13 protein-coding genes and 1 other RNA gene are annotated in these 13936 nt (G+C 35.4%); 7 read left to right on the top strand and 7 right to left on the bottom strand.

Annotated elements, in window-relative coordinates; all coding sequences use genetic code 11:
* The first annotated feature begins 192 nt into the window (after positions 1-192).
* The 4 genes from LPB89_RS14485 (at position 193) to LPB89_RS14470 (ending at position 3708) form a co-directional block, all read left to right on the top strand.
* Complete coding sequence (locus LPB89_RS14485) at positions 193-489, top strand: DUF493 family protein (protein WP_127339854.1); 297 nt, start codon at positions 193-195, stop codon at positions 487-489.
* A 3-nt stretch (positions 490-492) separates the two neighbouring features.
* On the top strand, positions 493-1215 hold the full coding sequence (locus LPB89_RS14480) for a DUF4290 domain-containing protein (RefSeq protein WP_230702460.1): 723 nt from the start codon (positions 493-495) through the stop codon (positions 1213-1215).
* 290 nt (positions 1216-1505) lie between these two features.
* Positions 1506-2819, top strand: coding sequence for a UDP-N-acetylglucosamine 1-carboxyvinyltransferase (gene murA, locus LPB89_RS14475; RefSeq protein ID WP_127339852.1), 1314 nt, complete (start codon positions 1506-1508; stop codon positions 2817-2819).
* 13 nt (positions 2820-2832) lie between these two features.
* A complete protein-coding gene (locus tag LPB89_RS14470) occupies positions 2833-3708 on the top strand; it encodes a cation diffusion facilitator family transporter (protein WP_230702459.1) in 876 nt (291 codons plus the stop codon).
* Between the two features lie 296 nt (positions 3709-4004).
* Here the strand turns inward: LPB89_RS14470 and LPB89_RS14465 are convergent, their stop codons facing one another.
* From LPB89_RS14465 to LPB89_RS14455, 3 genes are all read right to left on the bottom strand, one after another.
* A complete protein-coding gene (locus LPB89_RS14465; protein ID WP_230702458.1) occupies positions 4005-6494 on the bottom strand; it encodes a DUF5686 and carboxypeptidase regulatory-like domain-containing protein in 2490 nt (829 codons plus the stop codon).
* Between the two features lie 70 nt (positions 6495-6564).
* On the bottom strand, positions 6565-6978 hold the full coding sequence (gene aroQ, locus LPB89_RS14460; RefSeq protein WP_230702457.1) for a type II 3-dehydroquinate dehydratase: 414 nt from the start codon (positions 6976-6978) through the stop codon (positions 6565-6567).
* A gap of 131 nt (positions 6979-7109) precedes the next feature.
* Positions 7110-7670 carry a porin family protein gene (locus LPB89_RS14455; protein ID WP_127339849.1) on the bottom strand — a complete coding sequence of 187 codons (561 nt, stop codon included), beginning with the start codon at positions 7668-7670 and terminating at the stop codon, positions 7110-7112.
* Positions 7671-8144: 474 nt separating this feature from the next.
* Between LPB89_RS14455 and LPB89_RS14450 the strand changes: the two genes are divergently transcribed.
* From LPB89_RS14450 to LPB89_RS14440, 3 genes are all read left to right on the top strand, one after another.
* A complete protein-coding gene (locus tag LPB89_RS14450) occupies positions 8145-8726 on the top strand; it encodes a porin family protein (protein WP_230702456.1) in 582 nt (193 codons plus the stop codon).
* 78 nt (positions 8727-8804) lie between these two features.
* The gene (gene xerD / locus LPB89_RS14445) at positions 8805-9701 is read left to right on the top strand and encodes a site-specific tyrosine recombinase XerD (protein ID WP_230702455.1); all 897 of its coding nucleotides are present in this window, start codon (positions 8805-8807) and stop codon (positions 9699-9701) included.
* Positions 9702-9852: 151 nt separating this feature from the next.
* Entirely contained in the window at positions 9853-11373 is a 1521-nt protein-coding gene (locus LPB89_RS14440) for a PAS domain-containing protein (RefSeq protein WP_230702454.1), read from the top strand.
* Positions 11374-11450: 77 nt separating this feature from the next.
* Here LPB89_RS14440 and rny read toward each other — a convergent pair whose 3' ends face one another.
* The 4 genes from rny to LPB89_RS14420 all read right to left on the bottom strand — a co-directional run bounded on the left by rny (position 11451) and on the right by LPB89_RS14420 (position 13808).
* The gene (gene rny, locus LPB89_RS14435) at positions 11451-13013 is read right to left on the bottom strand and encodes a ribonuclease Y (protein WP_127339845.1); all 1563 of its coding nucleotides are present in this window, start codon (positions 13011-13013) and stop codon (positions 11451-11453) included.
* Between the two features lie 48 nt (positions 13014-13061).
* Positions 13062-13171, bottom strand: a non-coding RNA gene (ssrS, locus tag LPB89_RS14430) — 6S RNA.
* A 51-nt stretch (positions 13172-13222) separates the two neighbouring features.
* A complete protein-coding gene (locus LPB89_RS14425; protein ID WP_127339844.1) occupies positions 13223-13513 on the bottom strand; it encodes a cell division protein ZapA in 291 nt (96 codons plus the stop codon).
* Positions 13514-13517: 4 nt separating this feature from the next.
* Entirely contained in the window at positions 13518-13808 is a 291-nt protein-coding gene (locus LPB89_RS14420) for a hypothetical protein (RefSeq protein WP_230702453.1), read from the bottom strand.
* Between the last annotated feature and the right edge of the window lie 128 nt (positions 13809-13936).

Genomic DNA, 13936 nt, shown 5'->3' with positions numbered 1-13936 from the left:
CTTCGCGCCTTTGTGTCCAAATTTTTAAAGAATGTTTTTCTCAAATATAAGATGAAATTTTACAAAGAAATAAAGTTAGAAAGTTTTTTTCTTTGCACCTTTGCGCCTTTGTAACTCTGAACCTTTTTCGAAAGAAAAAAATCTAAAAATCTAAAGTCAAAACCGTATATTTGCCTTTATTTTTAATTACGAATGGAGAACGATAAAGAAAAAAGTACCGCCGAATTTTACGAAAGATTAAAGGTTGAGTTAGATAATTCAAATACCTGGCCAGCAGAATATTTGTATAAATTTATAATGCCTTCAGTAGGCGATAATGTTGAGCGCGTTGAAAAAGCTTTTGACAGTATGGGGGCGGTTATTAAAACAACAAAATCTAAAACCGGTAAATTTACCAGCGTTTCTGTAGATGTTACGATGAACAGTGCCGATGAGGTGATTGCTAAATACAAAGAAGTGTCTACAATAGAAGGGATAGTTTCATTATAACTTATGGTCGAAAAATATAAAAAAGAAGTCGCGAATGACGTTGTTTTTAATTTAGAATACAATTCTGAAAGACAGCGCTTACTTATTCCGGAATATGGTCGTCATTTACAAAAACTGATTGATCAGGCAACCGTTATCGAAGATGCTGAAACACGCAATAAAGCTGCGAAATACATCATCCAGGTTATGGGAAGCCTGAATCCGCATTTACGTGACGTACCCGATTTTCAGCATAAATTATGGGATCAGCTTTTTATTATGTCTGATTTTAAATTAAATGTAGAATCTCCGTATCCAATTCCGTCCCGTGATGTATTACAGCTAAAACCCGATGTTTTGCAATATCCGCAGAACTTTCCAAAATACAGGTTTTATGGTAATAATATCAAGTATATGATTGATGTTGCCAATAAATGGGACGATGGAGAAATGAAAAATGCATTGATACTGGTGATTGCCAACCATATGAAAAAATCATATCTGAGCTGGAACAAAGACACGGTAAAAGATGATGTGATTTTTGAGCATTTATTCGAATTGTCAGGTGGAACGATCAACTTGTTGCAAAGTACGGAAGAACTTCTGAATACAACGGATTTATTGCGCACGAATAAACGCATGTCGAATAAAATTACGCCAGCCGGACCGCCAAAAATTCAAAGCAACAAAAACAATAATAAAGGCGGAAAACCAAAACCTTTTCAGAAAAACAATAATCAGAAATAAAAAAGGTGCTAAGGTACTAAGGTTCTGAGGTTCTAAGTTTTTTTGACTCAGAATCTTAGAATTTCAGAAACCTTAGCGACTTAAAAAGAAGAACCTTAAAATAAAAAAGTTACTAAGCAGCTAAGTTGATAAGGTACTGAGCTTTTAATCTCAGAAAGCCTTTGAACCTAAGAGCCTTAGTAGCTTAGAACCTTAAAATAAAAAAAAGTTGCTAAGCAGCTAAGATACTAAGTTACAATAGAAACTTAGAACCTCAGAACCTTAGTAACTCAGAACCTTAAAAAAAGAATATGGGAATTTTTAAAATCGAAGGAGGAATACCTTTAAAAGGAGAAATCACTCCGCAAGGAGCAAAAAATGAGGCATTACAAATTTTATGTGCCGTGCTTTTAACGGGAGATAAAGTGAAAATTAATAATATTCCCGATATTATTGACATCAATAAATTAATCACTTTGCTGGGTAATTTAGGGGTGAAAATTCAAAGAAATGAACCAGGTTCCATTACATTTCAGGCTGATGAGGTTAATGTTGGTTATTTAGAAACAGAAGCTTTCAAAAAAGAAGGTGGAGCACTTAGGGGGTCCATTATGATTGTCGGACCACTTTTGGCCCGTTTCGGAAAAGGATATATTCCGAAACCGGGAGGAGATAAAATTGGCCGTCGCAGATTAGATACTCACTTTGAAGGTTTTATTAACCTTGGGGCAAAATTCAGATATAACAGAGAAGATCACTTTTACGGAGTAGAATCACCGGAAGAAGGGCTTAAAGGAACAGACATGCTGCTTGACGAAGCTTCTGTTACCGGAACTGCAAATATTGTAATGGCTGCTGTTTTGGCAAAAGGTCAAACAACCGTTTACAATGCTGCCTGTGAGCCTTACTTACAACAGTTATGTAAAATGCTGAACTCCATGGGAGCTAAAATCACGGGAGTCGGTTCGAACTTACTAACTATCGAAGGTGTTGAAAGCCTTGGAGGCTGCGAGCACAGAATTCTTCCTGATATGATTGAAATCGGTTCCTGGATTGGTCTTGCGGCTATGACAAAAAGCGAAATCACAATTAAAAATGTAAGCTGGGATAATTTAGGTTTGATTCCGAATACATTCAGGAAACTGGGTATTACGATAGAAAGACGCGGAGATGATATTTACATTCCTGCTCACACAGACGGATATGAAGTAAAAACTGATATTGACGGTTCTATTCTGACTATTGCAGATGCACCATGGCCAGGATTTACCCCTGATTTATTGAGTATTGTCCTGGTAGTGGCAACACAGGCAAAAGGCGATGTTTTAATTCACCAGAAAATGTTCGAAAGCCGTTTGTTTTTCGTAGATAAATTAATCGATATGGGAGCAAAAATCATGTTATGCGATCCGCACAGAGCGGTGGTGATGGGACATAATTTTGAATCTCAGTTAAAAGCAACAACAATGTCTTCTCCGGATATTCGTGCGGGGATTTCATTATTAATTGCAGCGCTTTCAGCGAAAGGAACCAGTACCATTCAAAATATTGAACAAATCGACCGTGGATACGAGCGTATCGACGAACGTTTAAGAGCAATTGGAGCAAAAATCGTGAGAGCGTAGATAAAAAACTCAAATGACGAATGAACAAAAAGCTATAAAAGCTACTTATTTTAGTATAGCTGGAAATACCTGCCTGGCCCTTGTAAAAGGTTTGGCAGGTTTTTTTGGCAATTCTTACGCCCTGATTGCAGACGCGATCGAATCAACAACGGATATATTTTCGTCCTGTCTGGTTTTATTTGGAATTAAATATTCTAATAAACCGGCTGATGAAAATCACCCTTACGGTCATGGCCGTGCGGAGCCGTTAATTACTTTTTTGGTGGTTGGGTTTCTTATTACCTCGGCAACCGTTATTGGGTACGAAAGTATTGCCAACATTCAGTCTTCACATGATCTGCCCAAATCCTGGACCCTTTATGTTTTAGGGGCAATTATTATATGGAAAGAGTATTCTTTCCGGGTGGTAATGAAACGGAGTAAACAAACCAATAGTTCGGCTCTGGCAGCAGATGCCTGGCACCACCGCAGCGACGCCATAACTTCGGTTGCGGCATTTATCGGAATTACAATTGCCCTCGTGATGGGAAAAGGATATGAATCTGCTGATGACTGGGCGGCTCTTTTTGCTGCTTTCTTTATTTTGTATAACAGCTATAAGATCTTCAGGCCTGCACTTGGTGAAATTATGGACGAACATTTAAATGATGATTTAGTCGAAGAAATTCGTATCAAATCCTTAACAGTGGAAGGGATTCTGGGGACTGAGAAATGTTTTATACGAAAAGCAGGAATGAAATATCATGTCGATCTTCATGCTATTGTTTCGGCTAAAATTTCTGTAAAAGAAGGACATGATTTGTCCCATAAACTACAGGACACCTTAAAAGAAAAAATTCCCCAGCTCGGAAATGTATTGATTCATATTGAGCCGGATGATTATCATTGAGGTAAAGGTGCTGAGTGGCTAAGGTTCTGAGGAACAAAGGTGCAAAGGGACAGAGGTTAAATGCTTATGCATTTTTTTAAATAAAACAAAACCGATTACTCTTAAAAAGAATAATCGGTTTTTTTGTGCATTTCTTCTTCACCCAAACGAAACTTTAATCTGCTCAATCTGCCAAATCTGCGTGAAAAAATATATATGACAGACAAAGTTACAAATAATCGAAAATCCGTCAGGATTTAAGCTCAGTAACTCAGAACCTTAGCAACTTAGTATCTTAGCCCCTTTTAAAAAAAAAACTAATCCAAAACATTCAAAATCTTCAGTCCGAAAACAACTCCGTTTTGCTGTATTCCGCCCTGATAAGAATGCACATAATCTACTCTGAAAAGTTTAAATTTTCCAAAACCCAGATTGTCTAAACCAACCGTAAATTCAGAATAAGGTTTTCTGTCCGGAATTGCCAGTGAATGAAAACCTAAGTTCAGGGTTGATTTTAGCAGATTCAGTACCGGGATTTTATTCATCAGAAATCCCGTGTCGTTGTATTCGAAATGTGCTTCGAAATAACTGTCATTTGTGCTGTTAGCGTAATAGGGCATTAAATTGAAAACATTCAGGTAGCGATCGCTTGTTCCGATATGGGTCTGGTTTCCGTTAAAATGTTTGTAATCTATAAAAGATATGTTTTCGGCATTAAAGAACTTTCCTGCTTTGAAACTGGTTCCCAGTAAACCTTTGTTTCCTAACGATAAATCATATTGTACTGCGGCTGCAAGTCGCTCGAATTCATAGTTTTTTGTGCTGGCGGCGAAGGCCTTTTCATAAGAGAAAAACAAGGTAGGGTACTTGTCGTTCTTAATATTATATCTTCCGTCGGGTCTTGAAATGTATTTATTCCCAAAATTAATGCGTGCCGTAATATTGGCCTTGAAAACATGATGCTGATGGAAAGCAGGAGTTTCGAAATCGTTTGGTGCCAGCGGATTATTAGACGAATAAATATCATCCCTTTTAAAGAAAGAATAATCGGTTGTATTAAAAAGAGGCTTTCGCTGTTCGTATGCAATTTTACCATTCAGGTTTATTCCGTTGGCAACATATTGGTTGTAATTGATTTGGGCAAATTCCAGGTTGTACAATTTCATATAGTTGTCTTTAAAAAACAACGAGCTTATAGAATTGACAAACTTTGTTATAGGCTCAGCACTGTTGAATTGTGCTACTTTTGTTCCTCCTGAAACGGCAATAGAGGCGTAATTTATGGTGTTAAAACGATGGCTGAATTCTCCAGTTGCCCTAAAACGTTCCTCCGAAAAACCATAATTAAAGGTCGTGCTTAGAGAAGTGCTTTTCCCTTTTTCCTCATTCCAGTTTTTAAAGGAAAAACCCGAATTAAAATTAAATCCCTGAACGGTATTAAAACTTAAAGAAGTAATGTTTAGCAGACCGTCATATTCAAAAGAATATTTCTTAAAAGTATTTTTGTACTCATACCCTTTTAAAATATCCCAGACTTTAAATTTATTGTTTTTGGCATCAATTGAATCGGTGTATTTCTGGGATTTACGAATGGTCTGCAGGCTGTCTTTTTTATTATAATCACTGCTTTCCTCGATTGTTAAAGGAATCGGACGGATCTGATTCCAGAAGGCATCGTCTTTTTTATTGGAATTGGCTTCAAAAGCAACAATTTCGTTTCCGAAAGTTTTCTTTGCAAACGAAGCCGGAAACTCATAATTCGAATAAACATAATTGAATTGCCCAGAAAATTTAATACCGAAAGCACCTGCTTTAAAGGATAAAGTCTGTGCATTTTTAGACCATATTTTGTTTTCTGTATTATAATTAAAGCTTTGTTTTAATGTCATTATCTCCGTAAGTTCATTCTTCATTCGATAGCCTTTTATGTCTAATTCTATCGCATAAATCGCAAAGCTGTCGTCAACAATATAAATATATCCTTCAAAAACAGGCTCTTTGTCCCGTTTTGGGATTACTTTTATTTTGTTTATTTCGTGATTATTCGCATCAAAAAAGGTACCTTCCAGTTTGTATTTGTAATAACTGAAGGCATTATCGGCAATTGGAGAAATGAGTTTAATGTCAAAATCCAAAGTATTATCGTAAAAATCGTAGGTCGATAAGGCAGCGGTATTGTAGCTGTATCCTCTGTTGTTCCCTGAAATTTTTGAGGCTATAATTTTTTCTTTGAGTTTGTCTGGTTTTTCATAACTCACCTTCGAAATGGTTTCCGACAGGTAAAGAATTCCTGTTCCGGTAGAATCTAAATTGGAGGACATGTCTTCTCCCAGATCTACCTTCTGTCCTAATATTTTTTTGGGAAGGTCCTTTACTTTAAACATCCCTTTCGAATAAAAATCTGCGGTGAAGCGGGAAGTTTTTTCGGAATTTTCTTTTTTGTTGGCAATTGCACTTCTGATGATGGCATTTGCAGGATTGTTTTTAGGATCAATCACTACTTCATTTAAGGCAAAACTTTCTTCCTGCATTTTAACATCCAGAAGGATTACTTTGGAATCGGGAGAAATGGTTATTTTTTGCGTTTTAAAACCCAAATACTGAAACGTAATTTTGTTTTTTCCGGGTTCTTTTACATTGAGTTGGTATTGTCCCTGCTCGTTTGCTGTGGTTCCTGTATACGTGTTTTCTTCAAAAACAGAAACAAAAGGCAATGGGTTTCCTTTTTCATCGGTTATGGTTCCTTTGATCTGGGCAAAGTTAGAAAGCGAAAAAAGTAAAAAGGCAAATAAAGTATAGTTTCTCATGAAAGTTATTTCTTTCACAAAAATAGAATAACTTAAAATCGGTGTTATTAAAAATTTGTTAAATAAAGCATTACAAAAAAGACTGAATCGCCAAATCGTAACTTTTTAGTCCAAAACCTAAGATGACACCTTTGGCATTTCCGGACAAATACGATTGGTGCCTGAAGCTTTCACGTGCATAGGTATTCGAAATATGAACTTCAATAACCGGAGTAGTCACTGCTTTGATGGCATCACCCAAACCAATAGAAGTATGTGTGTAAGCACCGGCATTTAAAATTATTCCGTCAAAGGTAAAACCGCACTCCTGTATTTTGCCAATCAGTTCGCCTTCAATATTACTTTGGTAATAGGAAAGTTCTATGTTTTGATATTTTTGCTGCAAGGTTTCAAAATAGTCTTCAAAAGTCTGGCTTCCGTAAACTTCGGGTTCTCTTTTTCCTAAAAGATTCAAATTGGGTCCGTTGATAATGCAGATTTTCATAGTGTAATTTTATTTAATAATGGGCAATGATTCCTGTTCATATTTTGTGGAATACATTTAACAAAGCATGTAAAAATAAAAAAACCGCTCCAATTAACAGAGCGGTTTTTATAAAAGTATGTGATATTATTTTAGAACATGAATCCTGCTGATAATTGTACGTTTGAGTTTTTAACATCTGCATTTTTTGAAGCTTCTGTCAATCCAAGACCGTAACGAGCCTGAACGAAAATATTTTTAGTAATTTTTAATCCTAAACCTGCATTAACACCAAATTCAAAAGTTTCGGCATCTTTTACATCAAAATCATTTTTTTCACTCAATAAGAAGGAAGCTTGTGGTCCTACTTCTAAACTCAATGATTTTGTCATATAGATTTTAGCCATCACAGGAATAGATAAATAACCTAATTCATTTTTAAATTCATCCACGGCATTTTTGTATGTTGCTCCTTGTGTAGAGTACAAAAGCTCTGGCTGAATAGAGAATTTTTCCAATAATTTGATTTCAGCGACTACACCTACATGATAGCTGGTAATTCCGTCTTTATCGAATGCTACACCGTTTAAAGATGCATCTCCTGTCTGACTGGCAAAGTTAACCCCCGCTTTAGCTCCGATTTGTAATAATTGAGCCTGAATTGTTGCTGATGTTGCGATGAACAATGCAGCTGCTAAAAGTATCTTTTTCATAAAAATGTTTTTAAAGTTTGGTATTTGTTTTTAAATGTTATTAACAGTTCAAAACTACTTATTATGATTTTTATTGTTTTATGTTTTAGTTAAAATTTTTATTAAAATTCACACTTCTTTGCTTTTTTATTTAATAAAATACTTTTTATATGTTTTTAATATATTGATAATAAGTATATTATGAGTTGTGTGTAGTCTTTATTATATTTATAAAGATCTTATTGTTTTTATCTAAAAGTTATCTGTCGTTTTTTAATTTGAGAGATTTTAATTGTTAATTTTTAGATGTCCGTAACTCTTATTTGATTATTGATTTAGTGAGAATAATAATACTAATATATTTTAAATCAGGCTTCTAGAAAATTGAATGATTCATTTCTTTTACTTTTTGATAATTGTTTTTTAATTTAATTTATTAGGAATTTTAACATGTGTTTTATACGTTTGTTTTCTAAACTTTAACAAAATAAAAAAATGAAAAAAATTGTTTTATCAATTATGGCGATTTTAGTATTTGGATTTGCAAATGCTCAGAAAACAAGATTTGGGGTAAAAGGAGGTTTAAACCTTTCAAATTGGGCAGGCGGAGATGTTGAAGATACCAAATCTTTAGTAGGTTTCCACGTTGGAGGTTTTGCCGAAATTAAAATTATTGAAAAATTAGCGATTCAGCCAGAACTTTTGTTTTCTACTCAGGGAACTACGATTGAAGGTGGATTTGGAGGAGATTTTGATGTTAAAACAAATTATTTAAATATTCCTGTTTTAGCAAAATATTACATAGTAGAAAAATTTAGTGTTGAAGCAGGTCCTCAACTTGGAGTTTTACTATCTGCAAAATTAGATGGTGAAGATGTTAAAGATTCTTTCAAGAGTGTAGATTTAGGTTTTAACTTAGGTGCTGGATATAATTTTACTGATAATCTTTCTATTAATCTTCGTTATACAATTGGTTTATCACCTCTTGCTGATGATGCAGATATTGAAGATGAAGGTGATTATTACGACAGTGCAAAAAATAGTAACCTTGCGCTTTCTTTAGCTTATAAATTCTAATCTGAATTGAAATATTTTTAAAACCTTCTTATTTCTAAGAAGGTTTTTTTATGCCTAAAAATGTTTTACTTTGCGCGTATGAAATGGAATACCTACATAAAAGATTATCAATCCTATTTGCGAATCGAGAGAGGTTTGTCTAAAAATACTATTGAGAATTATGGTTTTGATATTGAACGGTTGTGTCTTTTTTTAGAAACGAATCAGATTGAAGTTTCACCTTTAAAGATTACTGATGAAACCGTTCAGCAGTTCATTTATGCCGTTTCAAAAGAAGTTAATCCGCGTTCTCAGGCGCGCATTATTTCGGGATTGAAAAGCTTTTTTAATTATTTGGTTTTTGAGGATTATCGAAAAGACAACCCACTGGAATTGATAGAAACCCCAAAAACCGGACGTAAACTGCCGGATACCCTATCGGTTCAGGAAATCGACTCCCTGATTGCCGCTATTGATCTGAGTTCGAATGAAGGAGAACGAAACCGTGCGATTTTAGAAACGCTTTACGGTTGCGGACTTCGTGTTTCGGAACTGGTTTCCCTTAAGATTTCTGACTTGTATTTTGAGGAAGGCTTCGTTAAAATCACCGGTAAAGGAAACAAAGAACGGTTTGTCCCGATTGGCAAGCTGACGGAAAAATACATTCGGATTTATCAGAATGCAGTAAGAAGCGAACTTAACATTAAAAAAGGCTTTGAGGATACGCTGTTTTTAAACCGAAGAGGAAGCCAGCTTACAAGATCCATGATTTTTGCCATTATAAAAGACCTGGCTGTTAAAGTCGGTTTAAATAAAAAAATTAGTCCCCATACTTTGCGCCATTCGTTTGCCACGCACTTACTCGAGAATGGTGCAGATTTAAGATCTATTCAGTTAATGCTTGGACATGAGTCTATTACAACCACGGAAATTTATGTTCACTTAGACAGAAGTTTCCTCAAAGAAGTGATACATTCTTTTCATCCGAGGAAATAATTTCGGGCAATAATTTTAACAAACAGCCGTTTTTCTTTTTAAATTTTAATATCTTGTATCCTATTTTAGTAAGAAGGAAGAGTCATAACCTTATTTTTCTTTCTTTGGATTGAATAAGGCGGAATAATTCAAATTAAAAAATAAGTGATGTATGGTTTTTGATTTATATGAAAATGAAGATTGCTTAGAAGTAAATAATTTTTACAGGAAATTATTCGCCGAAATTCCGGATTTAATCTTTCAGTTTGTTATTGACTGCGATAATAAGTATTCTTTTCCACTTATCAGTAAAGCAGCTGATGATATTTTTGAGCTTTCCGTAAGTGATTTTACGACCGATATTATATTTGTTATTTACGACCGGATATTTTCTCCCGACAGGGAAATGTTCTTTCAGTCTCTGGTAAAAGCCAGAAAAGAAGTAAAGCCCTGGGATATCGAGTTTAGGGCGGTCCTTCCTAAAAAAGGATTGCGCTGGTTTAAAATTTCCTCTAAAACTGAATTGGCTCCGGATGGCTGTGTTAGTTTTTTTGGACATGTTTCTGATATTACAGATTTAAAAGACAAGGAAGAAAAACTCCGCATTTCAGAAGAACGTTTTCAATTTGCACTCGAAGCCGCAACAGCGGGTATTTGGGATTGGGATATGGTCACCAACAGTGTTTTTTATTCTTCCTTATCCCTTAAAATTTTAGAATTAGAGTCAGCAGATATTTTTGATGATCCGGAACGCTGGGATAAAATTGTGCATCCCGATGATTTGCCGAAATACTATTCAGACATTCAGGAGCACTTTGATAATAAGATCCCGTATTATGAAAACTACCATCGGGTAATGACTTCAAGCGGTAATTACAAATGGATATTAGACAGGGGAAAAGTAATCAAAAGAGATGAAAAGGGAAAGCCTTTGCGTGTTATCGGAACGCACACCGATGTCTCTTTACAGAAAGAAAAAGAGCTGGAACTTCTTAAAACAATGAAGCTTTACAGCGACCAGAACAGTCGCTTACTGAATTTTTCCCATATTGTTTCGCATAATCTGAATACACAAGCCGGTAATATAAAATCGATTCTGGACTTTATAGATGCCGACGTGGATAAACTGACGGTCAATGAAATGCTGCAGCATTTGCGAACGGTTTCCAATGATCTGAATGAAACCATTTCGAATCTGACGCAGATTGTAAAAACACAAAGCAATATCAATATTGTAGTGGTTCCTTTGAAACTTAGTGAATATATTGAGAAAACCAGTTTTACGATAAAAGGATATGACAAACAAAAAAATGTAACTATTGTAAACAATGTTCCGCAATACCTGACCATAAATTTTAACCCGGCATATCTGGAAAGTGTTTTATTGAATTTTACCACAAATGCCATAAAATATGCGCATCCGGACAGGGATCCTGTCATTGTTTTTGATTTTGGAATCGAACCCGAGGGATACAAATCACTGAAGATTACAGATAACGGCCTGGGAATTGATCTCGCGGTGTACGGCGATTTATTATTCGGGATGTATAAGACATTCCATAAGCATCAGGAAGCCCGCGGTATTGGATTGTACATTACCCGAAATCAAATCGAAGCGATGAAAGGAACTGTTTTTGTTGAAAGTGAAGTAGGAGTAGGGACGAGCTTTAAAATTGTATTTAATGATATGTAAAAGAATAATTTTAATACTATAAACAACAAAGGCTGTCTTTAAAAAGGCAGCCTTTGTTGTTTATATGAATTCTTAGATTACTTCGCAATGTTAACTGCCCTTGTTTCCCTGATTACGGTTACTTTTACCTGACCCGGATAAGTCATTTCGGTTTGGATTTTTTGTGAAATCTCAAAAGATAAGTTGGCTGCATTGTCATCAGAAACTTTTTCGCTTTCAACGATTACACGAAGTTCTCTACCTGCCTGGATCGCATAAGCATTTTTGACACCGCTGAATCCGTAAGCTACTTCCTCAAGATCTTTCAAACGCTGAATGTAAGAATCTAAAACCTGACGTCTTGCACCTGGTCTTGCACCTGAGATAGCATCACAAACCTGAACAATCGGAGATAATAATGATTTCATTTCAATCTCGTCGTGGTGGGCTCCAATCGCGTTGCAAACTTCTTCTTTTTCCCCATATTTCTCAGCCCATTGCATTCCTAATAATGCGTGAGGTAAATCACTTTCAGTGTCCGGAACTTTACCAATATCGTGAAGTAAACCGGCTCTTTTGGCCAGTTTTACATTTAAGCCTAATTCAGCTGCCATGATACCACAAAGTTTAGAAACTTCTCTGGAGTGTTGTAATAGATTTTGTCCGTAAGAAGAACGGTATTTCATTCGGCCAACGACTTTTATCAGTTCAGGATGTAATCCGTGAATTCCTAAGTCGATCACCGTACGTTTACCCACTTCAATGATTTCGTCATCAATTTGTTTGGCTGTTTTAGCAACCACTTCTTCAATTCTTGCCGGGTGAATACGTCCGTCAGTTACCAGTTTGTGTAATGACAAACGTGCAATTTCTCTACGAACAGGGTCAAAACAGGAAAGGATAATTGCTTCCGGTGTATCGTCAACAATGATTTCCACTCCGGTTGCAGCTTCAAGCGCTCTGATGTTACGACCTTCACGGCCAATAATTCTACCTTTTACATCATCCGATTCAATGTTGAAAACAGAAACGCAATTCTCTACTGCTTCTTCAGTTCCAACTCTCTGAATGGTATTGATGATGATTTTTTTAGCTTCCTGCTGTGCAGTAAGTTTTGCCTCTTCAATCGTATCCTGAATATGAGACATCGCTTTGCTCTTGGCTTCCGCTTTTAAGCCTTCTACCAATTGTTCTTTTGCTTCTTCTGCAGAAAGTCCTGAAATTACTTCAAGCTGTTGCAATTGACTTTTATGTAATTTGTCAACTTCAGTTTGTTTTTTGTCTAAAAGTTCAATTTTGCTGTTGTATTCCTGAGTTTTAGCTTCAAAATCATCATTTACTTTTTTGGCTTTTGAAAGCTCATTTGAGATTTGTGATTCTTTGTCTCTGACTCTTTTTTCTACTTCGGCTACTTTTTTATCGCGTGCTAAAATCACTTGTTCGTGCTCGGATTTTAATTCGATAAAACGTTCTTTTGCCTGAAGAATTTTGTCTTTTTTAATATTTTCAGCTTCTAAATTAGCGTCTTTTAAAATTGAAGCCGCTTCCTTTTTGGCGTTTTTGATTAGATTAGAAATATTGCTTTTTTCGATAACTTTAGCAATTGCAAACCCCGCTGCAATTCCGACGATACCTGAAATAATGATCGTTATGATGTCCATGTTTGTTAAAATTTATATATAAAAAAAGCCTACATTAATTGCTTGAATAAACTCGTAAAGACAAGTTTTGAGCTAACTCACTGTTCAAGTTTCCTCGCAAAAAGCGTGGCATGCTTTAGTAGTGATGATTCGCTCATTCTAAATTGTTAGTGTTGAGTTTACCAAAAATGAACTAATGTAGGCAGTATCTTAGTTTCTGTAAAGAACGTTTAATTTTCGAGATATTGATCTAAAAGCAAATTTAATCTTTTAATTCTTTCGATATCCTCGCTATCGATAGTGTAGTCAATTTGTTTTTGTTCTACTTGTGAAGCAAACTGCAAGGCACACATGGCCAGTACATCCTGCTTGTCGCGGACCGCATAACTTTCTTCAAATTGCTTGATCATCACATCAATTTTCTTAGAAGCGCTTCTTAGCCCTTCTTCCTGATTCGGTTCTACTGTTAATGGGTATACCCGATCTGCAATTGATATTTTAATTCTAAGCTTTTCGTCCATGTTTCTAGTCTGATAATTGTGCTATACAGTAATCAATTTCGCGAATTAATGAATTTATTTTAAGCTTTGTCTCTCTCTTGTTATTGTCGCTGCCAAGCAACGAATTGGCTATTTTAAGTGTCTCATATTGCTTTCTCAAAGCTTCCATTTCTTCAGATTGTTTCTGGATAATTTGCGCAGCTTTGGCTAGTTGTAATCTAAGTTCCTGATTGTTTTTCTCTAATCCTTTTGACTTTTCAAAAAGCTTTTCGATTTTATATTCAAGAGTATCAATTATTTCGGCAATTACACTCATTATAAATCCTATTCATTACTTAATCATACAAAGTTAGTATTCCTTTTTATTAATGCAATTTTTTATCGCTTTTTTTGCATTAAAAATAGACAAATATATGAAATTCAATGAATTGTATTTTTGTAGCG

Origin of the sequence: Flavobacterium sp. ENC (assembly GCF_020991415.1) — a bacterium.
Lineage (GTDB): Bacteria > Bacteroidota > Bacteroidia > Flavobacteriales > Flavobacteriaceae > Flavobacterium.
The sequence above is the reverse complement of the archived record's forward strand: the minus strand, read 5'-3'. Positions and strand labels throughout refer to the sequence as shown.